Source organism: Sodalis-like endosymbiont of Proechinophthirus fluctus (assembly GCF_001602625.1).
Lineage (GTDB): Bacteria > Pseudomonadota > Gammaproteobacteria > Enterobacterales > Enterobacteriaceae.
In genome coordinates this window covers 1-796 of record NZ_LECR01000046.1, presented here as the reverse complement: position 1 = coordinate 796, position 796 = coordinate 1, and the positions used below count along the sequence as shown (strand labels likewise).

The window sequence follows — 796 nt, the reverse complement described above, 5'->3', positions numbered from 1 at the left end:
CCGTACAGAGCAGCTTGATCTGCGGGTCAGTGCAGAAGCCGGACTGCGCCTGCAATGGGAGGATATACCCAAAGAGCCGATTCCCATACCCCTTTATTACCGCGTGTTACAGCTCGCAGCGGACGAAACCGGCAATGCCTATTTAGCTTAGCTTTCTGGCGCCAGTTTCCCCTTGGAGGCGATGGGGCTTCCAGGTTGCCTTTTGCTCTCTGGGTTACCTTTTTCTCAGTTACCTACACTTGGCGCAGCTCGTCGATTGCTTCCTATTGCATCAGCAACGGGCACGTATCCAATTACGGCAAAGCCGGGGCCTATGTTACCTAATCTACACTCCTATAGCATCCCTCAACCACCAACGCCGTCTCAGTGAACTCCTGCTGGCCATTTGGCAGGATCTGCTGGCCTACCCTAGGTGGAGAATGGATACCCCAAGGGGCGAACTTCGCCCAATCGCCCGCCGGCAAGCGATGGCGCGCGCACCACCAGTTATTCGGCCCAGGTGTGCGCGCTTCAATCAATCACAGCATGCGCTCATTTTTCTGTCGTGGCACTGATAGGCCCATACCGGGCTACGATCACCGCCTTTTGACGCTCGCGAAACAAAAGTCTACAACTGTTCTGACAGCGCAATCAGATCGGTCAAAATGTGGTCGAAAAAGTGAAACACGCCTTGATGACGTTGCTCGAGCGGGGAACCGGTTTCGCCGAAATGGAAGTCACACTCAGTAGAACACTGACGACTACGCGCCACCGCGACGACAACCGTCATGAACGGGAAATGGAGGGCTGAACCGCC

General features: G+C 55.3%; 2 protein-coding genes. Both read right to left on the bottom strand.

Annotation, left to right across the window (positions count from 1 at the left end; genetic code table 11):
• Positions 1-320: 320 nt before the first annotated feature.
• Positions 321-518 carry a hypothetical protein gene (locus tag BG74_RS13235; RefSeq protein ID WP_187202668.1) on the bottom strand — a complete coding sequence of 66 codons (198 nt, stop codon included), beginning with the start codon at positions 516-518 and terminating at the stop codon, positions 321-323.
• An 89-nt stretch (positions 519-607) separates the two neighbouring features.
• Positions 608-796, bottom strand: a 189-nt coding sequence (locus BG74_RS14870; protein WP_204376324.1) for a hypothetical protein, incomplete at its 5' end; no start/stop codon positions are given.